The following is a 22,093-nucleotide window of genomic DNA, read 5'->3' on the forward strand; positions in this document are numbered from 1 at the left end:
GCTCATTGCAGTTTCGACAATTGATTCGATGGCGCTCAAGCGCAGTTTGTCGAAGGAGTGTAGTGAAAAGTCGATCATACTGGGAGATGAAGCATGCGAGGTCAAGCAAATGAGATAGGAAACGATCCGGCGCCCCTTTTGTTTCGGGTAACTGATTACGGAGCGATACCGGATTCTGGCGAGGATGCGACTAGGGCCATACAAGCTATGATCGATGCCGCTTCGGCCGAGGATGGGCCGACGGTGATCGAATTTCCGCCAGGACGATATGATTTGTATGCCAATAACGCTAGCAAAGAACCTTACTACGTCTCGAATACGGCTAGCGAAAAGGAGCATCCCCATCCGATCAAAACGATAGGCCTCTGGTTCAAAGGGGCAAAACGAATTCATGTGGAAGGGAACGGCTCGCGACTGCTGTTTCACGGGAAAATGACGCCGATCGTCATGGACGGCTGCGTCGACGTGGAAATAAGGAACCTGACGATCGATTTCGTCCGGCCGACTATATCCGAAATGCGAATCGTCGCGATCTTCGAAAGCTATTGGGAGGTGGAGGTTCATCCGGATTCTTATTATTTGTTGATGGACGATAAGCTTTATTGGACCGGTGAAGATTGGTCTTACCGCGGGGGTCCTGCCCAGGAATTTGACCCGGTGAGCAACCGGACCTGGAGAGTACCCAACCCGATCACGTTGGCCAGCCATGTCGAACAGATGGAGCTCGGTAAGCTTCGGCTTTGGTTTGTATCGCCTGCTCCGATCACGAAGGTTGGTCATGTGTTTCAAATGCGCGACGGCATTCGGGATCAGGTTGGTGCTCTGATCGTTGGCTGCCGGAATATTACCTGGCGTAATGTCTGGATGCAATATATGCATGGGCTTGGGATCGTCGGGCAATTCAGCGAAAACTTGACTTTGGAGGGCTTGCGATTGGCGCCGGATACTTCCCATGGACGAACAGCGGCGGCGTTCGCCGATTTTGTTCATCTTTCCGGGATGAAAGGAAAAATATCGATCAACGATTGCTTATTCGAGGGTGCGCACGATGATGCCATCAATATTCACGGTACCCATCTAAGAATCATTGGCGCCGAGGACGAGAGACGCATTCGCGTGCGGTTTATGCATCCGCAAAGCTACGGTTTCCGTGCGTTCCATCCGGGCGATGAGATCGATTTTATTTCTACACGTTCTTTGACGCCTTATGCTACCCGTCATGTTGTCGACATCAAGCAGCGTAGTCTGCGTGAAGCCGAACTGACGCTGGATGCGCCGGTACCGAGAATGATCGGGGACGAGGATGTCATCGAGAATGTCACATGGACGCCCGAAGTATCCATATGCGGAAATGTCTTCAAGAGAATACCGACTCGTGGAATTCTAGTGACAACGCGCCGTAAAGTGACCATCGAGAATAATTTGTTCGAGAAGCTGCATATGAGCGCAATTCTCATCGCCGACGATGCGGTAAGCTGGTATGAATCGGGGATGGTTCGCGATGTCCAGATAAGGGGAAATCGGTTTGTCGCTTGTGGTAACGGTAATCAGCCGGTCATTCTGATTCAACCGGAGAACACGGTTGTATCAGTGGATGCACCCGTGCACAGCAACGTTGTGATTAGTAATAACCGCTTTGAATTGGACGGTTCCCCATTATTGGATGCGAAGAGCACAAACGACTTAATTGTTGCGGATAACCAGATCTCAAGGAACGGCGATATGAGCGGAGAATACGCTGATTCGCAAGAAATCATCCGCTTACGGGCATGCAGCGGAGTTGAAATTCGCGGGAATACAATGGCAGACAAGGCAGTCGCAATCGTAAAGACGATATCAATGAAGGCAGAGCACCTTGCGATCGATAAGGGGCAAGCAGCTATTATTCGGAGGGATCACGAGGATGAAATCTAAAGTGAAAATCGGTTTAATCGGGCTTAGTGGACGGGGAACGGGGCTTTTGGAAATCATATTGCTGAAAATGGAGGACGTGGAAGTCGTCGCTGTCTGTGACTTGCACGAGGATCGTCGCGAACAGGCAGCTAATATGATTGAAAAGGCAGGCTTCAGTCGACCTTTTGAAACTGGTGACTATAATGAAGTTCTGAATAAAGAGGCAGTTGACGTCATCATGATCTGCACACCTTGGTCCACCCATATCCCTATCGCAATCGAAGCGATGGAGAAAGGAAAGTATGTCGCTTGCGAGGTCGGAGGAGCTTATTCCATGCAGGAATGCTGGAAGTTGGTAGAAGCTTATGAGCGAACGAGAGTTCCATGCATGATGCTGGAGAATTGCTGCTACGGCCGCGATGAGCTCATGGTATTAAATATGGTAAAGCGAGGTATTCTCGGGGAAATCGTCCATTGCTCAGGAGGTTATCTTCACGACCTGCGCTATGAAATCGCTAATGGCAAAGAAAACCGTCATTATCGACTGAACGAATATATTCATAGAAACTGCGATAATTATCCCACTCACGAGCTAGGTCCCATCGCCAGAATACTAGATATCAATAGAGGAAATCGTATGGTATCGCTTGTGTCTCTCGCCTCAAAGGCGGAAGGCATGCAGGAATACATCACATGCAAGAGGAAGGATAGCGAGCTTGCTCGTACTCGGTTTAAGCAAGGCGATATCGTAACGACTATCATCCAGTGCGCTCGCGGAGAAACGATTACACTCACATTGGATACTACATTGCCTAGATATTATTCAAGAGGTTTTACGGTAAGGGGAACAAAAGGAATGTATATGGAGGAGAACCATTCTTTATTCATAGATGGACAGCATAACCAGTATGAATCGAATTGGAAGACGCAATGGGGGAACGTCGAGCACCATCGCGAGCAATATGAACATCCGCTGTGGGAGAGCTATTTGCAGGAAGGAGTTAAAGGAGGCCATGACGGTATGGATTGGCTTGTCTTCCGGGATTTCATCGAGAGTTTCAGGAACAAGGCGCAAACGCCGATTGATGTATATGATATGGCTTCGTGGATGAGTATATCCTCATTAACCGAGGATTCGATTGCTATGGGCGGGCAGCCGGTAGCGATCCCAGACTTCACGAACGGGAAATGGATCGGCAAGTGACAAGTTCTCGATAGACTTTCGCTTTGATGACAATGTGTCGCTGGATGAAGATATTAACCGAAGAGGACAAAAGGTAGATTAGGAGGAACAACCGACGGCAGACATTCGAGCTGCCGTCGGTTTCATGTGAAAGGGAATTTTTAGCTGGTAACAGTGAAGATAACCGTTTGCTTAGGTCCCTTGTTTCCTATCTTGTCTATCGCATACACATCGATCTCGTAGGTTTGGCTCAGTGCCTCATACGGAATTGGATAAGACCATGTGAACGATCCGTCTTCTTCGCGTTTCATTGCATCGTAAATCCCGTAATCCGAAATTCTTATGATCGTTTTGTCGATCTCGATGCTATCCCCGAGATTGCCGTACTCCACTTTAAGTTTTGCCCAATCTCCGCGTTTTCCTTCATTCGGCGTAAAGATAGCTTTCAATTCGTACATTTCATGCATGAATATCAACTCCTTTTAATTTGTACTGACTAGTCAGTATTATCATATTCGGGACAATAGGCTTTGTCAAACGATTATATCCATCATTGCTTCGAATATTAAGAAATGAGAACGACCTAAAAATCTAACTATATCTCTTCATATTGAACTGGAATCTAGAGGATCGGAGGATGAGTGTGACGCTTGTCTCGAACGTCGATCAGACAGTCGATTTTAGAGTAAGGGGCGGAGAAGTGAGTAAGTTGAAGTTGCTTGCAGGTGAACGCTGGAAGATGGACAACAAGCCATGTTCTGAACTCTAATGGCCTTCTGGTCAGCAATCAGTTTCGATTTCTAAATATCTGACTACGAGATTAATATTTGTATAAGACAGTTCGACGGATTTGGACAATGATCTTAAAAAATGCCCGTTGTTCAGGTAGGATTCCAAAATTATGATGGAAGTGAAATTTAATTCAAGCGCTCGAATCCAGTGCAACAGCTCGGATGGGTTGGAAGGACGCATACTCGGGGAGTGAAACAATGAAATACTTACTAGATGTCGGCAATCAACGAAAGCCAGTATTGATCGAAGGCCATCTAAAAATGGGAGGCACCAATCCGGCGGGAGAGGAAATCAACGTGAACAGCTTGCATCTCACCCGCGAAGGAAAGCCGTGGCTGCCGGTTATGGGGGAGTTTCATTTCTCCAGGTTTCCTCATGGACAGTGGGAGGAAGAGCTGCTTAAGATGAAAGCGGGTGGCATCCAGATCGTCGCTACTTATATATTCTGGATCTATCATGAAGAAACAGAAGGTCGCTTCGATTGGTCGGGAGACAAGGATCTTAGGAAATTCGTGCAGCTCTGTCAGAAGAACGAATTGGAGGTTCTTGTTCGCATAGGCCCATGGGCGCATGGCGAATGCCGTAATGGAGGCTTTCCGGATTGGATCTATGGAAGATGCGCGTTACGGACAAACGATGATGACTATTTGTGGTATGTTAGAAGGTTTTACGGGGAAATTGCTAAGCAGATCGAAGGGCTGTCCTTCCAAGATGGCGGCTCGATCGTCGGTATGCAATTCGACAACGAGTTGACGGATAACCCCGAGCATTTGCGAACCTTAAAGAGTATCGCGCGAGAATTGGGCATGAAAGCTCCTTTATATACGGTTACAGGTTGGGGAGGCCCAGGTGGAGCACGGATTCCGAAGGACGAAATGCTGCCGCTATTCGGAGGTTATCCGGATCATCCTTGGGAAAAGCATACAAACCAACTGCCTCCAGGACCGCATTATTTCTTCCATTCAGTACGCAATGATCCGAGCATCGGCAGCGATCTGTTCGGCGAGAAAGCCGTTGATATTAAAGATTTGGAAGACATCGAACGTTATCCCGATGGCTCTTGCGAGCTTGGGGGCGGCGTGCAAATTACCTATCATCGGCGTCCCATCATACAGGCGGACGACGTTGGTGCGATGGCGATGATTAAGATAGCTAACGGGTGCAATCTGCTGGGCTATTATATGTATCATGGAGGAACCCAGCCGCTCGGAGAACTTTCAACGATGCAAGAATCCAATCCCCAAGGCAATCAGTTGCCCGTACGGAGCTACGATTTCCAGGCGCCGCTCGGAGAGTTTGGCGGAATCAGGGATTCTTATAGAAAACTAAAGCGGCTTCATTTATTTCTACACGATTTCGGAGATAGGCTGGCGCCTATGGCTGTGGTTTTTCCGCAAGTTCGGCCTTCATCCTTGGAGGATAACGAGACGGTACGCGTCGTAGCGAGAGCGCAAGGAGATAGCGGCTTCCTGTTCTTCAACAACTACCAGAGACTGACGGAGATGAAAGACAAGGATGACGTACAGGTTGAATTGCGGTTGCCCGGAGGTGAGCTGAACGTTCCTGCAAATGGATTTACGCTTAAGAAGGACGGTTACTTCTTCTGGCCATTCCATATGGATATGGACGGTGTACGTTTGAAATATGCGACCGCACAGTTGTTATGTAGGCTTCGCGGAGATGGGGAGACGCTGTATGTATTCTTCGAGGTTTCTGGCGTGCGCCCCGAATTCGCCTTCGAATCGGATACCGTTTCCGATGTCGAATTGAAAGAGGGAACTTTGGTTCGGCAGGATGGTACGCTCGCCATTTCCGATCTGAAACCGGGGTCTGGCTGCGAATTCGCTGTTCGCTCTGTTGCCAGTCATGTCGTTAAGGTGCTGACAATAACCGAAGAGCAGTCGCTGCATTTGTGGAAGGGCCGGGCATTTGGAGGTGAACGGTTAATTCTATGCGAAGGAAACGTCGTGTTTAAGGAGAAAGGATTGCGCATTAGCGGTACTGAAGCCGACCGGATGGCATTTGCTGTTTATCCTCCTGTTAAACATAGCATCACTTGTCAGGGCGTACCGTTGGAGTCCTCACAAGACAAAGAGGGGATATTCCAGGTGTTCAAGCCGATCCTGCAAACTCGTGAAGTCGAATTCTCATGGAAGCGGATCCGTGATTCTTCGCTAAACGGAGATTTCTTCAAATATTTATTCGAAGATAAGGGGCAAGAAGGAAAAGCTCCTGAATGGGAGATTCGTATAGATGCTTCGGCATTCAATGAAGCGAGCGAAATCACGTTGATCGTCGATTTCGTAGGAGATGTAGCACAAGCCTATATTGCCGGACAATGCGTCGCAGATCAGTTCTATAACGGCGTCCCTTGGAAAATAGGCTTAAAGAGATTTCGTGATCAATTGGCGAGCCATTCGATTGTTCTGAAAATTTCTCCTCTATTAAAGGAGAGAGACATCTACATGCCATCCAGACCACTGGAAGATCGCCAGCCAGAGATTTTGGCGCTTTCTGCGGAAGCGGAGTATGCGATTAGCATAGACAATGGCAATCGGAGGGTTTAAAGGATCTGAATGATATGAATGTGGGTCAGCTTATAAAGAATGTGCAGATAACTTAGCTCCAAACGTTTCGGTAAGTCAAGTAAGCGCAGGCTAATAAGGGATTCTATGAGCATGAGATGCTGCTTGGCCAATACGGCTAACCAAACGAATAGCCCAACTGAAGCAAATTCCCAATCCCCTAATAACTTAGGGGTTAGGGATTTTTATGTTTTATGTAAAGCACCTTAATATCGGATACCTAAGTGCTAATAAATGATCCGTATTCATTTAATGAAAACGTTTTATAATTAAGACTATAGAAAGGAGGCAAACATGAAAACGAATTCACATCCTGTTACATGAACCTCTCTGACCAGTCCTTTACCAGACATATTCAGCAGACGTTTCAGAAAGCAGATCACGTTTCAAATATTTGTGTGGCTAGGACTTTTTTATAAAGTATTTAAACAATAGGTTGGCGTAACCCCCGGCAGTTATCGGGAAACAACAAAGAGGAGTGAACGTGAATGAATATGTATTTTGACAAGCCGGCAGATGTATGGACAGAGGCGCTGCCTGTTGGGAATGGGCATCTAGGGGYGATGATTTTCGGCGGTGTGGAAAGAGAACGATTACAACTAAATGAGGATACGCTTTGGTCAGGTCCCCCTAAGGGAGATAATAATCCGAATGCATTAGCGGTGTTGCCCGAAGTTAGGAAGCTGCTGCAAGAAGAGCGATATGAAGAAGCAGACGAGCTAGCGAAGTCTATGTTGGGCCCCTATACACAATCCTACTTGCCATTAGGAGAACTCATACTCGATTTTTATCATGGTGATCTAGCTACCGAATACAAACGAAGCCTTGAATTAGCGACTGCTATTGCCCGTGTTGAGTTTAAGGTGGGAGATAACCGTATCATTCGTGAGACGTTCTGTTCTTACCCAGATAAGATACTTGTAATGAGATTAACTGCCAGCAAAGCTTCGTCGCTTAACTTCTCTGCTAGGATGCAGAGTCCGCTAAAATATCGAATGTCTGTGCGAGATGATAGTCTCGTCATGAATGGCCGCTGTCCGGATCATGTGGATCCAAGCTATTATTGTACCGATAACCCAATCGTATATAAAGAGGAAGTGGAAAGTGAGGCTATTCGCTTTGAGGCGGGGCTAACCGCAACAGCGGATGGTGGAATGATAGAGCTGGATGATAGCGGTATTCATGTCAGTAAAGCCTCTTCGGTTATGCTTATATGGACTGCTGCATCTAGCTTTAATGGTTATGATAAGTCGCCTACTCATGAGGGGAAGAATCCGTCCGAGGAGGTTGCAAGACGATTATCGCTAGCGGCAGCACAGTCCTATGATGTGCTGAAGGATAAACATCTTGCCGACTACAAGCCTTTGTTTGATCGTGTCCAATTGCAATTAGATTCGGCTTCATCGGAACATGAATCAGAGATACCAATTAATAAACGGATTAGGATGCACGGGGCTGATGATCATGGACTCATAGAGCTATTTTTCCAATATGGACGATATTTGCTTATTGCCAGCTCTCGGAAAGGAAGTCAGCCGGCTAATCTTCAAGGGATATGGAACCGAGAAACGAGGGCGCCGTGGAGCAGCAATTGGACGCTGAATATTAATGCGCAAATGAATTATTGGCTTGCAGAGACCTGCGGATTACCCGATTGTCACGACCCATTATTTGATTTGATTGACAGTTTGAAAATTAAAGGAAGTGAGACAGCCAAGGTGCACTATGGCATAAGAGGCTGGACAGCTCATCAAAATACTGATATTTGGGCACAAACAGCGCCTGTAGGCGACTATGGGCATGGTGATCCAGTCTGGGCACTATGGCCGATGGCGGGAGCATGGCTATGCAGTCATTTATGGGAGCATTATTTATTTGGCGGTAGTCTCCTATTTCTTAAAGAGCGTGCATATCCGATTATGAAGCAGGCGGCTCTGTTCATAAGTGATTATTTAACGGAGGATCATCAAGGCTCGTTAGTCACATCGCCTTCCACTTCTCCCGAGCATAAATTCAAAAATCCTGCGAATGGCAGCTTAGTTGGTGTGTCGACGGCAAGCGCTATGGATATGGAACTTATTTGGGAGCTGTTTACAAACTGCGTTGAAGCTGCAGAAGTGCTGCAGGTGGATGAGGCGTGGCAGAAGGAGCTGCTCAGCAAGAGAGATAAGTTAGCTCCGCTTCGAATCGGAAGAGGAGGCAGACTCCAAGAATGGTCTGTTGATTTCGATGAAGAGGATCCCCATCACCGCCATGTTTCTCATTTATATGGCGTTTATCCGGGCAGTCAATTTACGAAAGATCACGATAGTGACTTGTTCAAGGCAGCTCGTCGCTCTTTAGAAATTCGGGGTGATGAAGGAACAGGTTGGAGTCTCGCATGGAAAGTTGGACTATGGGCACGCTTTGGCGAAGGCAACCGTTCTCGTAAATTAATTAGTCACTTGCTGCGAATTGTTGATGAGAGGGACCCAGATAGAGGGCATGCTGGAGGAGTTTACCCGAATCTTTTCGATGCTCACCCTCCATTTCAGATTGATGGAAACTTTGGGGTAACGGCTGGCATTGCTGAAATGCTGCTGCAGTCACATGCAGGGAAGCTGCAACTGCTGCCGGCTTTGCCGGATACTTGGCAGACGGGAAGCGTAACAGGCTTGCGTGCGCGCGGCGGATTCGAGATAGGGATCGAATGGGCAAGTGGTAGGCTTTCGCAGGCCAAGCTTGTTTCAAAGCTAGGACGCAATTGTACGATAGATGCTGAAGTAGAAATTGAAGCTATCAATAATGGAGTAGTTATAGCTAAGTCGGAGCAGCATATTAAGAAAATTTCTTTTCCTACAGTTGCAGGTGAACAGTACATAATTAGACCAATTTCTGCTTTGTGATATCAAGCTTAATGATCAGACAATTTCCGGACTTTTTATGTAAAAGGATTTCGCAAGAAAATGGATAGGAATAGCAAGTTAATCATTTAATCTTCTAAATAGGATGAAAAACATCCCGCCCCCTTGCATTTGAGGGTTGCCGAGCACAAACGAGTCACGATTTGAATAAAAGACATTGATGAGCAGGTGCTACGGTAACCTGCTCTATTTATTGAGCTAACGGAAGCTAGTATGAGGCAGCGTACGTGCCTTTTTTCTCGAAAATGTACAATCTCATGAGTGACTTTTTTAACATTTGATGCCTATTCCAGAAATTGCAGATTGGAAGTAGAAATATATGAGGGCGGTTTTAGCTTTTGACGATTTATCAAAGTTCCATCTTTTTATATAAAGGAGGGAGAGTGTGCTGGGCAAATGGGAGAACACTTAGATCCGAATGTTGGAGTGGGTTCGTGCCGGGTGACGAGGGGGAGTAAAGCTGGCTTTAACCAAGTTGTTCGGAACAAAAAACGGAAATCGTACAGGGGTGGGAGCGCAACCGTTTCATGCCAGGGGATACATTGCGCGGACGGAAGCGGTGACGGTACTGCTGGGAATATTGAACTTTTGGGAGTTGAACTGAATATGAAAGCTTTAATTATTTCGGATATTCACAGCAACGTCTATGCATTGGAAACGATCCGCAAAGCAGAACAAGGCTGTGACTTAATCTATTGCGCGGGAGATCTCGTAGACTACGGTCCTTTCCCGCGGGAAGTTATCGAATGGGTGCATAAGAACGATGCAATTTGCGTTCGCGGCAATCACGACGACATTATTATCGACCTATACCGAAACGGTAATAGAGGTCATAATGTGGCGGCGGATAGTATCAAGTGGGCACATTGCAATGCAAGGCTGCTCGGTGAAGCGGAAATTTCCTTCCTAGAAAGCATACCAGTCTACCGCACATTCGAAATGGATGGCTATCGTTATACGATGCAGCATCTGTACGACAACTATTTGACGATTGACAGCTTGCCCAAGTACGACGCTTTCTGGGAGGAACGCAGCGGCGAGACAACAGAGGATACAGGAGATCGCCGCATTATTTTCGGACATACGCATCGCAGATGCATTCATTATTTGAGCGACGCCAGTTTGTGGCTGAATCCGGGAAGCGTGTCCTACCGCCGTCGCGACGATCCGTCGAAAGAAGCGCACTATTTCACGATTACCGATGGCAAAATTGCAATGAAAAGTCTTGTCTATGATCGCACGCCTCTGCTTGAAGCAGCACAAAAGTTGCTGTTGAAGGAAGAAGAGATGAAGGTTGCCTACTTTTTTTTCGGTTAAGCTGGCTGGTAAACAGGCAACTGCAATGGGGACGTATCCACGATTTGATATCGGGATACGTCCTTTCTCATGTTTTGTCCACCGGCAGGTTGCGATTTACAGGTTGCAAGGCGATTATTTTCGCTATTTTTGAGCCTCAGTTTACTTTTTTATGATTGTTTCATTTTTTTACACTATGGCATGGGAAACGTATCTTTCATAATAGAGGTTGTGAAGTTGCTGATATGATCCTGCAGAGGCTGCGGATCATATCAGCCTATTTAATAGGAAGCAGGTGGGAAGATGACTACTATTTATTGGGTGTCGAGTAGCGACGAGTTGGCGGCAGCCATGGGCCGGGCAGAACCTGGTTCCACGATCTTGTTGGCAGACGGCGTTTACGAGCGGAATGAAGACTATATTATTGAAGGCAAAGTGGGATCGGACACCGCAATATTAAGCATTCGCGCTTTCAATAAAGGAAAAGCGACGATAACTGGCGAATCAAGTATACGCATCTTGAACTCTGCTTATGTAGAGGTATGGGGGCTGCTATTCCAGGTCGAGCAGCGCGAATCTATCATTCTGGACGGTTCGCGGCACGTGAGGATTGCGCGGAATAGATTTGAGCCGCGACAGGTTGGGGCGGAGTACAGCCTGCTGTCTGTGGTGGGAAGCGGCAGCGGCTGGAACCGAATCGAACGCAACGAGTTCGGGCCAAAGGCCGACCTTGGACCGCTCGTCATTTTTGATGGCGACGGGGAACAAATTTCGCAGCATGATGTTATCGAATATAATTATTTTCATCATATAGGCCCACGAGTCGTCAACGGGCTTGAAGCGATCCGGCTAGGCTTGTCCGGAATCTCTCTCTCGAACGGTTATATTACGATTCAACACAATCTGTTTGAAAATTGCGACGGAGAGCCCGAGATTATTTCGGTAAAAAGCTGCTATAATACAATTCGGTACAACACATTCCTTAACTCCGCCGGCCAAGTGACTGCGCGGCACGGACATGGAAACCGTTTTCATCACAATGTGTTTATCGGTGATGGCATGAAGGAAGAGATGGGCGGGTTTCGCATTTACGGCAACGACCATCACATTTTTGATAATTATATGGAAAACTTAACGTTGGATGCGCTGCTCATTGACGGCGGTAACTACGATGGGGGTCCGGATGGCTATCCGGAGGCGCCGACGCAGCAGGAACTGAGGAAACATTGGCGCGTCTATCGCGCGCATGTCGTGAATAATACGATTGTGAATTGTCGTCATGGTATTACGCTGGGCAAGCGGATTCCTTATGCGCCTGAGAATTGTGTAATCGCTTACAACCGTGTATGCGGCAAGGAGCAACAGGCCATATATGAATACCGGCCGTCTCCGGCGGTATGTATCAACAATCAGAAAGCGGAAGTCGAGGATATTCGTTGTCCGGCCATTCTAACAAGAATTGACGTCGGTCCCGACTCCGACTAAAGCTAACATGGAGGAGAACCTATGGCCCAAACTCGAAACCGGTGGACGATCTATCTAAAGCAGCTCCGGCACAAAAATCGCAGCGTATTTCTGACCTGGATGCTTTCATACATTTCGGTGCTGCTCGTACCCATTCTGATCAGCGGCGTTATATACGGCGCGACGCTGAACGTTGTAAAGGCCGAAATTAACCGCGCCAACCAATCCATTCTTGTTCAGATGGAGCAAGCCATAGATAGCCAGTTCAAAGGAATCGAGAGCCTAAGCCTCGAGGTGAGCCTCAACAGGCGAATCGCATCATTTATTTCTGCCGATCCCATTTTGTCTGATTCAGATCACTACGAAATATACCAAATCGCCAATGATTTGCGCGTATATGAAATTGCTAACGATTTTCTTGAAGGCATTTATATTTATTACAAAAATAGCGATACGGTCATCGCCCGCAACAACCGTATGAACATCGAAGCGTTATACGACCATATCCGCCTTGAAGAGCAAATGCCGTTCCAGTCGTTTCAAAAATATTTTGACCAATGGTACATTAAAGGCTACCACTCGGTTGTTGTATCTGAAGAGAATGAGTGGAGGCCTACGGTCATGTATGCCCAAAATGCGACATCAACGATCATGAATCAGCCGGGAGCTGTCTTGCTATTTATGATTGACCGCAGCAAGCTGCTGGAGCAAGCGTCGGTGCCTGAGGAAGGCACAATCTTTATTTTGGATGAAGACAACCGGTTCATTGCGTCTACGGGCGAGTCGCTGGCGGAACCTGCTCTACACTACAGCGATATGCCGGAAGAATCGGGGCAACTGGAGATCGAGGCTTCCGGTCGCAGGCTTGTTGCATCCTATACAACCTCTTCCATTACGGGATGGAAATATGTGATGACGCTTCCGGCGGGCGTATACCACCAGAAGATGAACGTAGTAGAGCAATTGACGATCGCAAGCATCTTGCTTTGCCTTATTATTGGCGGCGGCGTAACGTATTGGCTGCTCAAGCGGAACTACCTGCCGATTCATGCGCTCATTCAGAGCTTGTCGTTCAAGGCTGGTGTTACATTCGATCGCGGCTCAAATGAATACTCCTTTCTGGAGCAGGCGCTGAGCAGTACCTTCCATGAGAAGGAGGAGCTTCATAACAAGCTGAATCAGCATAACAATACACTCAGATCGCATTTCCTGCAGCGGTTGCTGAAGGGGCAGCTCGACAGCCATATCCCGCTGCACGAATCGTTCTCAGCCTATGATCTGCGCTTCCCGCTGGGCGGATTTTCTGTTATCTTGCTGCGCATCGAGCATTTCGGCAAGTTCCATCGGAAGGATGAGGATCAGGTACATAACAAGCGGTTGCTGCACTTCCTGATCGCCAATGTGGTCGAGGAGGTTGCGCGAAAGTCCGTCAACGCCTATGCGGTAGAGCTGGACCAGGAGCTGCTCGCCTGCATTGTCAACCATCAGCTTGTTTCGCCGGAGGAGCAGCGGGGGGAGCTGGAGCACATCGCGGAAGAAACGATGTCGTTCATCGCAAGTCATGCCGATGTCCAGTTGACCGCTGCCATCAGTGCACAGCAGGAGGGCGAATATGGCATCTTCCAGGCGTTTCAGGAAGCGGTCGAGGCGATGGAATACCGTATCATTGCAGGCAGCGGGGGCATTATTCATTATGCTGACCTGAGTGGCAGCGACAACCAGGGGGCTGCTCCGGGTGGTTATTTTTATCCTCTCAAGGCCGAGCAGCAATTGATCGTTATGGTTCGCGAAGGCCAGCTCGATAAGGCGAAAACGTTCGTCGGGGAGATTATTCAGAAAAATGTTACGACAGAGCCGTATCCTTTCCATACAGCGAAATGTCTCATGTTCGATCTGATGGCAACGCTGCAAAAAGTAATCGGAGAAATCCGCATCGCGGGCAAGCCGGATATGCCTGACGGAGTGCGCGCCATCGAACGCCTGATGCAATGCCAGACGGTTGGGGAGATGCGCAGCCAGCTATACGATATGCTGGAGCTTTTGTGCGGCTACGTTAATAATAACCGCGAATACTGCAGCAATCCGCTAATCGATAAGGTCATGAAATATGTTAACGAGTATTACCAAGACGAGAACCTGAACATTTCGATGATCGGGGAAGCCTTTTCCATGACGCCGTCGTATGTTTCCAAACTGTTTAAGGATCTTGCGGGCGAATCTCTGCTCGACTACATTAACAAGACGCGGCTGGCGCAGGCCAAATTGCTGCTTACCAGTGAGAAATATAATGTCAGCGAAATATCGCTGATGGTCGGTTACAACGATGTGAATACCTTCCACCGCATATTTAAAAAGTTCGAAGGCATTACGCCCGGGCGCTACAGGGAAGTCAAGTAGCTCTCGGGCTTTTTTTCAAGAAAAAGCGGTTAACTTGCAGTTTTGCTACCCTCATTTTTGAGAAATTGCAGTATATTTGAGGTTTTGACAATGGTTTGTGGCACTGAATTAGCGTTACGATGAAAGCGTATTCACATCAACATATTCGATACGAAAAGAACGGAGGGGCACAATGGCGAAAAATCGTAACGGCAAGATGCACAAAGGGCTGCAGCTTACACTGGGGATCACAATGGTACTCTCATTGTTGTTAACCGCATGCACTAGTAATGGGGGCTCCGGCAACAAGGACAAGACAGAGCCAACTCAAAGCGCCGTCAGCAATACGGGCGGCAATGACGAAAGCAAAGGCAACGAGGGAGCGAATAAGCCGGTTTATCCGCTGGATGCCAAAGATACGTTCTCGTACTGGGCTCCAATCAACGGAAACCTGATTACATTTACAACGAATCTGGCGGAAGCGCCAATCGGGAAGGCGATTGCAGAAGCTACCGGCGTGAAAGTAACCTACATCCACCCGACCGACGGTCAAGCGGAAGAGCAGTTTAATTTGTTGCTGGCTTCCAGCAAGCTGCCGGATGTGCTGGAGTACGACTGGAGCATCTATCCAGGTGGACCAGAAAAGGCGATTGCAGACGGGGTTATCGTACCGCTCAACGATTTGATCGATAAATATGCGCCTAATCTAAAGAAGATGCTGGAAGCTGATCCGGATCTGGATAAAATGGTGAAAACCGACAGCGGCCAATATTACGCCTTCCCGATGGTACGCAACTCGGAAGGCGTAGTCTTCCGCGGACCAATGCTGCGCAAAGACTGGCTGGATGAGCTGGGGCTGCAATTGCCTGTAACGATAGATGATTGGCATAAGGTCCTGACAGCGTTCAAAGAGAAAAAAGGCGCCGCAGCACCGCTGACGGCACTATACGCGAACAAAATGAATTTACAGGATGCGTTTTTCGGCGCATACAAAACGTCGCACGGCTTCTATATTGACGATCAGGGCAAAGTGAAATACGGTCCGTTAGATCCGCAATACAAAGATGTTTTGACGTTGTTCCGCCAGTGGTATTCCGAAGGACTGATTGATAAAGACTTCCCAATTGTCGAGCGCAACACGCTGGATAAGCGGTTTCTGAACGGCGAGTCCGGCGCAACTGTTTACCTGCTGGGCGGCGGGATGGGCAAATGGCTGGAGTCCGGCAAAGCACAAAATCCGGATTTTAATCTCGCAGCGGCTCCTTATCCGGTATTGAAAGCAGGCGAAAAACCATTCACCGGACAGCGCGATTTCAAATATAACCCGAAAGCAAGCGCGGCCGTGACGACATCAGCGAAAGACCTGGAAACGATAGTAAAATGGCTGGATTTCGCATTTAGCGAGCAAGGAACCATAATGTACAACTTCGGCGTTGAAGGCGAAAGCTACACGATGGACAACGGCGTCCCGAAATTTACCGATATGATCGTGAAAAACGAAAAGTACACTTCGCAGCAGATGCTGGCGCAATATACAGTTCCGAATGGCCCGTTCCCGATGCATGAGCAAAAAACGACCAACACGTTTCCGCAACAGGATGAGGCGGTCAAGGTTTGGTCGGAGACCGATGCGGAGAAACATATCTTGCCCGCGTTCATTACGCCTACTGTAGATGAGAGCAAGAAGGTAGCGCAGACGATGACGGCAATCAACACGTATTTGGAAGAAATGTTCATCAAATTTTTAATGGGCAACGAACCGCTCGACAAGTTCGACAGCTTCGTGAAGCAGCTGGAAGATATGGGCATTCGCGATGTAATCGACATCTATCAAGGTGCCTTGGAACGCTACAACAAAAGATAACTCCATGTATCGTCTTGCGGTAGGCTGCAGGCCGCCGTGGGGACAGGGGGTGGTGCAACCATCCCCTGCCGATGATGCTGCATGTGGACAGGAGGAGTAGGAGATGGCTCAGTTGAAGCTGGGACGCAGCAAAGTCGCGCATGCCGGGCGTCTGCCGCTTAATCTCGCGAAAGACATAGTTAAGAACAAGTATTTGTACATCATGCTTACTCCTGTTTTGGCATATTTCATTATTTTTCAATATTTTCCGATGTACGGTGCGATTATTGCGTTCAAGGATTTTAATCCCAGGCTTGGAATTGGGGGCAGCGCGTGGGCAGGGCTGGAGCATTTCAGAGACTTTTTTGGCGGAATGTATTTTTGGCGGGTGTTTAAAAACACTCTGATGATAAGCTTGTACGATCTCGTTTTCGGTTTTCCCGCTCCGCTTATTCTCGCCTTGCTGCTTAATGAGGTGAAAAATGCGCTGTTCAAGCGTTCGGTTCAGACGATCACTTATTTGCCGCATTTTATTTCGCTTGTCATTATTTGCGGCATGATCAAGGATTTTACGAGCAGTGACGGCGTCATTAACGATATTATCGCATTTTTCGGCGGCGAGCGGATCACGATGCTGCTGGAGCCGTCTTTTTTCCGGACGATCTTCGTTTCCTCGAATATTTGGCAGCATGTAGGCTGGGGTACAATTATTTATTTGGCCGCGCTGTCTGCGATCGATCCCGAGCAATATGAAGCTTGCAAGATCGACGGCGGTGGACGCTGGAAGCAGATGCTTAATGTTACTCTACCGGGGCTGCTGCCCGTCTTCGTTATATTGCTCATCCTGGACATTGGCCGAATTATGAGCGTTGGCTTCGAGAAAGTTATTCTGCTGTACAACCCGACCACTTATGTGACAGCGGATGTCATTTCCTCGTATGTGTACCGAGTCGGGCTTCAAGATTTTCAATTCAGTTTCAGCTCAGCAGTCGGATTGTTCAACTCCGTGATTAACTTCGCGCTCGTTATCGGCTCCAACTGGATAAGCCGGAAGTTGAACAATACGGGCTTGTGGTAGAGGAGGGTTCGCATGCGAGTAAGCTTGGGTGAACATATATTCCGGGTTTGCAATACGCTGTTTTTGTCCGTGCTCATGATTGCAACAATGTACCCAATTCTGTACGTGGCATTTGCTTCATTCAGCGAACCGGCGCTGATGATGGCGCATAAGGGTATTCTTTGGAAGCCGCTGGGCTTCTCGCTTGAAACATACGGGGCGGTATTCAGCAACCCGATGATCCTGCTCGGCTATCGCAACACGTTATTTATTGTCATTGTAGGCGTGGCTCTCAATTTGCTGCTCACTTCCTTCGCCGCATACGCCTTGTCCAGAAAAACGTTGCAATATCGCAAGCAGCTTACGCTCTTTATCGTGTTTACGATGTTTTTCAGTGGTGGATTAATTCCGTTCTACTTGCTGGTTAGAGGGCTGGGCATTACGGACTCACTGTGGGCGCTAATCCTGCCTACAGCAATAAGCGCGTTTAACCTCATTATTATGCGGACTTCGTTCGAGGCGGTGCCGGATGCGCTGGAAGAGTCGGCCAAGATCGATGGCGCCAACGACTTTGTCATTCTGTTCCGCATCTTCCTGCCGTTATGCAAGCCCGTGCTTGCAGTGGTAGGCCTGTATTACGGAGTAAGCCACTGGAACTCGTGGTTTAATGCCATGATCTTCCTTCAGGATCGGTCGATGTATCCGTTGCAGTTGATCCTGCGAGAAATATTGATTATCGGCGAGGCGAGCTCCATGGCGGAGGGAGCATCCCAGGATGAGATCATCATACTCGGCGAGACATTGAAATACGCCACGATTATGGTAGCTACCCTTCCGATTTTTTTGGTATACCCGTTATTGCAAAAATATTTCGTGAAAGGCGCCTTGATCGGTGCCATCAAAGGTTAGGATAAGGAGTGGAATTTTGAGATGAGCCATGAAAATGTGAAGCTGAAACCATCCGAGCTGTCGGATTGGTGGGATAAAGTGAAGATTAAAGTTGATCATATGATCGAAGCGGGCTGGACAGAAGCGCCGCATGTTTCGGCAGCAGGCAAATATGACCAGATCAAAGTGGATCAGTGGATTTCGGGCTTTTGGCCGGGCATTCTGTGGATTCTGTACGATATGACCGGAGAGCGGCGTTATCGGGAGGAGGCAGAGCCTTGGGATGTACGCATGGAGCAATGTTACTTGCGGGACAACCATTTCCACCACGATGTTGGCTTTCAGTTTCTGCCGACATCGGTTATTCGCTACAAGCTGACCGGCGACGAGGACGCACGGCGGCGCGGGCTGTTTGCCGCCAACTATTTGGCAGGCAGGTACAACCCGGTCGGACAGTTCATTAGAGCGTGGCCCCGCAACCAGACGGGATGGTCGATCATCGATTCGATGATGAATTTGCCGCTGCTGTTCTGGGCGAGCGAAGAAAGCGATGATCCGCGCTTCAAGCATATTGCGGTTGCTCATGCAGATATGGTGCTCCGCTCGTTTATAAGAGACGACGGCTCGGTGCATCATATCGTAATCTTCGATCCGGAGACGGGCGAAGTGGAGCGTTATGACGGTGGACAGGGCTTCGCGCCGCAATCGTCCTGGTCGCGTGGCCAAGCTTGGGCGCTCTACGGGATGAGCTGCGCTTACCGTTATACGGGGGAAGCGCGTTACTTGAATGCGGCGAAGCGGGTGGCGCATTATTTCATTAGCGCGTTGGCGGAAGACGATGTGCCGCATTGGGATTTCCGTGCGGCGGCCGACTTGACAGACGAGCCGCGCGACACCTCGGCGGCAAGCTGCGCGGCATCCGGACTGATCGATATCGCGTCGCAGGTGCCTCCTGAGGAAGCCGCTTTATATCAGCTCGCGGCCACGCGCATTCTGCGCTCGTTGTCGAACAACTACAGTACGTTCGATCAGCCGAAGTATGAAGGCATTCTGCTCGGAGCAACCGGGCATAAGCCAGTCAATAGCAACATCAACGTATCGCTGATTTACGGCGATTACTATTATATTGAAGCTTTGGCGAAGAGCAAAGGCTGGAGCCAGCATATTTTTTGAGCGGGATCATGGGCCGTATTAACGAAGCCGGGAGGACTGGAAGCACCTCCCGGCTTCCGTATTCTTGAGAGGAGGTGCGGACGGAACGAAGGGAATGATTCAATAACCATCAATTCATAACGGAAAGGATGAAGAATTATGGGAACCAAAAGTATGACATGCATGATTTTGCTCTGTATGCTAGTTGCGTTAATGCCAGGAGCGGCGCGGGCGGCCGATACGAAGTTCACAATTGGCAGCTCCAGCGTGACGGCGAGTGGACATGACGGCAATGTTCCGGCCAACACGGTGGACGGCGATTTCGCCACACGTTGGTCAGCGAATGGCGACGGGCAATGGATTCAGTACGATTTGGGCGTAAACCGCAAAGTGTCTTCCATTAAAATTGCTTTTTTGAATGGGGCAAGCCGCACTTCTACTTTTGATATTTTGACGTCTACGGACGGTTCCGCCTTCACGACCGTCAGCAGCGGAATTGTGAGCAGCCTTGTGGAAGGCCTGCAAACGTTCGATTTTCCGGATGTCGATTCTGCCCGCTATGTGCGGGTCGTTGGGCACGGCAATTCCTCCAACCTGTGGAACAGCTATACCGAAGTTGAACTGTACGGCACCGCGAGCGGCCCTTCGCCGGGTGTAAGCAAGCTGGCGGTTACTGTACCGCAGCTAATGGCTAGTGGAGATGACGGCAACATCGTCGCGAATACGATCGACGGCGATCTCGGCACGCGCTGGGCGGCGAGTGGCGACGGGGAGTGGGTCCAATACGGCCTTGGATCGAGCAAACGAGTGGAATATGTGAAGATCGCCTTCACCAACGGGGCGGAGCGAACTTTCAGCTTTGATATCCAGACTTCCTATGATGGCTACAACTTCAGCACAGCACTTTCGGGAGCGGTCAGCAGTCTGAGCAACAGCTTGCAGACATTTGATTTTGCCGATGTGGCCCCTGTACGCTACGTTCGTATTGTTGGCCACGGCAACTCGGTGAACGCATGGAACAGCTTCGCAGAGGTCGAAATTTATGGCAGCGATTCAAGCGGCAGCGGTAGCGAAGGGACGGTTGTCGAAGTTAGCACTTCCACGCAGCTCACTGCCGAGCTTGCAACCGCTGCGGCGGGTAAAACGATTGTGCTGGCAAACGGCACGTATTCGCGTACAAGCCCGTTTGCTGTTCAGAACAAAAACGGCACCGCCAACGCTCCAATCGTCATTAAGGCGAAAAACCGCGGCCAAGCTATCATCTCGGGAGCATCGGGCTTCCGCGTCGAGAACTCCTCGCATGTGGTGTTGGACGGATTAAAGTTTACGAACACAAGCAATGGCGCGGTGGTGCTCGAAGGCTCGCACCATGTGCGACTGACCCGTAATACATTTGCGCTGCCAAGCTCAGGCGGCGGCCTGATGTGGTTGCAAGTGCGGGGCACGAACAGTCATCATAACCGCATCGACCGGAACGACTTCGGAATGAAGAGCGACACCGAACCGCTGATCGCTTACGAAGGACAGGATGGCTCAGGGCAAATTTCGCAATACGATATTATTGAATACAACTATTTCCATGATGTAGGCCCATGGGTAGCCAACGGCAAAGAGACGATCCGTCTCGGCTTGTCCGGTCTAACGCTCTCCCACGGCTATAATACGATACAATATAATGTATTTCAGAATTGCGACGGCGAGCCGGAAATTGTTTCGGTCAAGAGCAGCAGCAATTCAGTGCGCTTCAATACATTCCTCACGTCCAAGGGCAGCCTAACGCTGCGGCACGGCCATAACAACAGCGTATACGGCAACTTCTTCCTCGGGGACGGTGTCGAGTCGGATCAGGAAGGCATCCGGATGTTCGGCAATGACCATAAGATTTATAACAACTACTTCGAGAATTTGACAGGCGAAGCAATCTACTTGCCAAACGGCGATTTCGACGGAGGTACTGGAGGCTCTCCTCCAAGCCCGACGGTCGAACAATTGCGCAAACAGTGGAAAGTTTACCGGGCGCTTATCGTCAACAATACGATTGTAAACAGCACAACCGGCATCGTCATTGGATCGGGCAAAGCGTATGCTCCGCAGGATTCCGTCGTGGCGAACAATATCGTGCGCAACAGCACCGGCACGCTTTATTACGAGGCGGCGACAACGAATACGCTGTTTCAGGGCAACATCGGGTATGGCAGCACCATTAGCAACATATCGCGCAGCTCGGGGCAGATCCGAAATATCAATCCGCTGCTCACTACGGTGAGCGGCATCCAGAAGTTGTCCGCAAGCAGCCAAGCGATTGACGCCGCTGTAGGGACATACGCGTTCGTGCAGGCGGATATGGACGGCCAAATGCGGGCGACAACGGATGTGGGGGCGGATGAATATTCCGGAGCGCCTCTGCTGAATCGCCCGCTTGCGGCAGGCGATGTGGGGCTGAATACGCCTTAGGGTAATTGATGATCAAGCATGCCGGCGGTCGGTCCGACGGCATGGCTATGTCGTTCCATAGCTGTGCGGAGCATGCCGGTTATTTACTTTATTTGAAAGGATGGGAGACCATGGTTCGCAGAAGCTATGGAGCAGAGGGAAAAGGCGAGGTGACGTTACATGCATACTAACACGATGCTGCCGGCTCCGCGTGGCGGCGGCTTCCGA

The 22,093-nt window shown here is 49.1% G+C and carries 15 protein-coding genes; 14 read left to right on the top strand and 1 reads right to left on the bottom strand.

Features of this window, described 5'->3' with window-relative positions:
- Window positions 1–93: 93 nt before the first annotated feature.
- Together AC1DM9_RS04185 and AC1DM9_RS04190 are read left to right on the top strand one after the other, a co-directional pair.
- Window positions 94–1,914, top strand: a complete 1,821-nt coding sequence (locus AC1DM9_RS04185) for a right-handed parallel beta-helix repeat-containing protein (protein WP_477578689.1) — start codon at window positions 94–96, stop codon at window positions 1,912–1,914.
- Window positions 1,904–3,097, top strand: coding sequence for a Gfo/Idh/MocA family protein (locus tag AC1DM9_RS04190; protein WP_477578691.1), 1,194 nt, complete (start codon window positions 1,904–1,906; stop codon window positions 3,095–3,097). Before AC1DM9_RS04185 ends, AC1DM9_RS04190 begins: the two co-directional genes overlap by 11 nt.
- 140 nt (window positions 3,098–3,237) lie before the next feature.
- Here AC1DM9_RS04190 and AC1DM9_RS04195 read toward each other — a convergent pair whose 3' ends face one another.
- On the bottom strand, window positions 3,238–3,543 hold the full coding sequence (locus AC1DM9_RS04195; RefSeq protein WP_477578693.1) for a hypothetical protein: 306 nt from the start codon (window positions 3,541–3,543) through the stop codon (window positions 3,238–3,240).
- 170 nt (window positions 3,544–3,713) lie between these two features.
- On the opposite strand from AC1DM9_RS04195, the gene AC1DM9_RS04200 reads away from it, so the two are divergent.
- The 12 genes from AC1DM9_RS04200 (at window position 3,714) to AC1DM9_RS04255 (ending at window position 22,056) form a co-directional block, all read left to right on the top strand.
- A complete protein-coding gene (locus tag AC1DM9_RS04200) occupies window positions 3,714–3,845 on the top strand; it encodes a hypothetical protein (protein WP_477508908.1) in 132 nt (43 codons plus the stop codon).
- Window positions 3,846–4,065: 220 nt separating this feature from the next.
- Window positions 4,066–6,435: a beta-galactosidase gene (locus tag AC1DM9_RS04205; RefSeq protein ID WP_477550155.1), complete on the top strand. Its 2,370-nt coding sequence runs from the start codon at window positions 4,066–4,068 to the stop codon at window positions 6,433–6,435.
- A 506-nt stretch (window positions 6,436–6,941) separates the two neighbouring features.
- Complete coding sequence (locus AC1DM9_RS04210; RefSeq protein WP_477578695.1) at window positions 6,942–9,338, top strand: glycoside hydrolase family 95 protein; 2,397 nt, start codon at window positions 6,942–6,944, stop codon at window positions 9,336–9,338.
- A gap of 624 nt (window positions 9,339–9,962) precedes the next feature.
- On the top strand, window positions 9,963–10,673 hold the full coding sequence (locus AC1DM9_RS04215) for a metallophosphoesterase family protein (RefSeq protein WP_477550157.1): 711 nt from the start codon (window positions 9,963–9,965) through the stop codon (window positions 10,671–10,673).
- A gap of 282 nt (window positions 10,674–10,955) precedes the next feature.
- The gene (locus AC1DM9_RS04220) at window positions 10,956–12,137 is read left to right on the top strand and encodes a polysaccharide lyase 6 family protein (protein ID WP_477550158.1); all 1,182 of its coding nucleotides are present in this window, start codon (window positions 10,956–10,958) and stop codon (window positions 12,135–12,137) included.
- Between the two features lie 21 nt (window positions 12,138–12,158).
- Window positions 12,159–14,513 carry an AraC family transcriptional regulator gene (locus tag AC1DM9_RS04225; RefSeq protein WP_477578697.1) on the top strand — a complete coding sequence of 785 codons (2,355 nt, stop codon included), beginning with the start codon at window positions 12,159–12,161 and terminating at the stop codon, window positions 14,511–14,513.
- 172 nt (window positions 14,514–14,685) lie between these two features.
- On the top strand, window positions 14,686–16,356 hold the full coding sequence (locus tag AC1DM9_RS04230) for a type 2 periplasmic-binding domain-containing protein (protein WP_441880427.1): 1,671 nt from the start codon (window positions 14,686–14,688) through the stop codon (window positions 16,354–16,356).
- A 103-nt stretch (window positions 16,357–16,459) separates the two neighbouring features.
- Window positions 16,460–17,413, top strand: coding sequence for an ABC transporter permease (locus AC1DM9_RS04235; protein WP_441880429.1), 954 nt, complete (start codon window positions 16,460–16,462; stop codon window positions 17,411–17,413).
- Window positions 17,414–17,425: 12 nt separating this feature from the next.
- Window positions 17,426–18,301, top strand: coding sequence for a carbohydrate ABC transporter permease (locus AC1DM9_RS04240; protein WP_477550162.1), 876 nt, complete (start codon window positions 17,426–17,428; stop codon window positions 18,299–18,301).
- A 21-nt stretch (window positions 18,302–18,322) separates the two neighbouring features.
- Window positions 18,323–19,453 (top strand): glycoside hydrolase family 88 protein, encoded by a 1,131-nt coding sequence (locus AC1DM9_RS04245; protein WP_441880433.1) that lies wholly within the window; start codon window positions 18,323–18,325, stop codon window positions 19,451–19,453.
- A 138-nt stretch (window positions 19,454–19,591) separates the two neighbouring features.
- Window positions 19,592–21,886 carry a chondroitinase-B domain-containing protein gene (locus AC1DM9_RS04250; protein WP_441880435.1) on the top strand — a complete coding sequence of 765 codons (2,295 nt, stop codon included), beginning with the start codon at window positions 19,592–19,594 and terminating at the stop codon, window positions 21,884–21,886.
- An 8-nt stretch (window positions 21,887–21,894) separates the two neighbouring features.
- Window positions 21,895–22,056 carry a hypothetical protein gene (locus AC1DM9_RS04255; RefSeq protein ID WP_477578701.1) on the top strand — a complete coding sequence of 54 codons (162 nt, stop codon included), beginning with the start codon at window positions 21,895–21,897 and terminating at the stop codon, window positions 22,054–22,056.
- Window positions 22,057–22,093: the final 37 nt, after the last annotated feature.

This window comes from Paenibacillus sp. 01T431 (assembly GCF_056398625.1).

Bases quoted from the DNA above. Each gene is read 5' to 3' on its own strand.
- AC1DM9_RS04185 (WP_477578689.1), top strand. From the start codon at position 94: ATGCGAGGTCAAGCAAATGAGATAGGAAACGATCCGGCGCCCCTTTTG.
- AC1DM9_RS04190 (WP_477578691.1), top strand. From the start codon at position 1,904: ATGAAATCTAAAGTGAAAATCGGTTTAATCGGGCTTAGTGGACGGGGA.
- AC1DM9_RS04195 (WP_477578693.1), bottom strand. From the start codon at position 3,543: ATGCATGAAATGTACGAATTGAAAGCTATCTTTACGCCGAATGAAGGA.
- AC1DM9_RS04200 (WP_477508908.1), top strand. From the start codon at position 3,714: ATGAGTGTGACGCTTGTCTCGAACGTCGATCAGACAGTCGATTTTAGA.
- AC1DM9_RS04205 (WP_477550155.1), top strand. From the start codon at position 4,066: ATGAAATACTTACTAGATGTCGGCAATCAACGAAAGCCAGTATTGATC.
- AC1DM9_RS04215 (WP_477550157.1), top strand. From the start codon at position 9,963: ATGAAAGCTTTAATTATTTCGGATATTCACAGCAACGTCTATGCATTG.
- AC1DM9_RS04220 (WP_477550158.1), top strand. From the start codon at position 10,956: ATGACTACTATTTATTGGGTGTCGAGTAGCGACGAGTTGGCGGCAGCC.
- AC1DM9_RS04225 (WP_477578697.1), top strand. From the start codon at position 12,159: ATGGCCCAAACTCGAAACCGGTGGACGATCTATCTAAAGCAGCTCCGG.
- AC1DM9_RS04230 (WP_441880427.1), top strand. From the start codon at position 14,686: ATGGCGAAAAATCGTAACGGCAAGATGCACAAAGGGCTGCAGCTTACA.
- AC1DM9_RS04235 (WP_441880429.1), top strand. From the start codon at position 16,460: ATGGCTCAGTTGAAGCTGGGACGCAGCAAAGTCGCGCATGCCGGGCGT.
- AC1DM9_RS04240 (WP_477550162.1), top strand. From the start codon at position 17,426: ATGCGAGTAAGCTTGGGTGAACATATATTCCGGGTTTGCAATACGCTG.
- AC1DM9_RS04245 (WP_441880433.1), top strand. From the start codon at position 18,323: ATGAGCCATGAAAATGTGAAGCTGAAACCATCCGAGCTGTCGGATTGG.
- AC1DM9_RS04250 (WP_441880435.1), top strand. From the start codon at position 19,592: ATGGGAACCAAAAGTATGACATGCATGATTTTGCTCTGTATGCTAGTT.
- AC1DM9_RS04255 (WP_477578701.1), top strand. From the start codon at position 21,895: ATGATCAAGCATGCCGGCGGTCGGTCCGACGGCATGGCTATGTCGTTC.